The 228-nt window shown below is 61.0% G+C and carries 1 protein-coding gene; it reads right to left on the bottom strand.

The genetic code is table 11. The annotated features are described in order from the left end of the window. Positions 1 to 228: YDG domain-containing protein (locus ACL9RI_RS27760; RefSeq protein WP_422729658.1), on the bottom strand; the 228-nt coding region annotated here is incomplete at both ends.

Raw genomic sequence — 228 nt, 5'->3', positions numbered from 1 at the left:
GCCGACGCCATTCACGCTGACGGTTTTGCCCGTGCCAGCATTCTTGTCGGCAAAGCTGGCATTGCCGGCCACCGTCAAAGCGTCCCCGGCGATGCGGTCATCGCCGATCGTCACGCCAGCGGAGGTAGTGCCGTCATAAGTCTTGTTGATACCCGTAAAGTTCAGGTTCAGCGTACGGGCCGCGATATCGGCCGTAGTGCTGCCGCTGTGGCTGCCGAGCACATAGTT

It is taken from the genome of Janthinobacterium sp. Mn2066 (assembly GCF_049319705.1).
In the GTDB taxonomy this organism is placed as follows: Bacteria; Pseudomonadota; Gammaproteobacteria; order Burkholderiales; family Burkholderiaceae_D; genus Janthinobacterium.
Note: the sequence above shows the minus strand (reverse complement) of the source record. Positions and strands in the feature narration are given on the sequence as shown.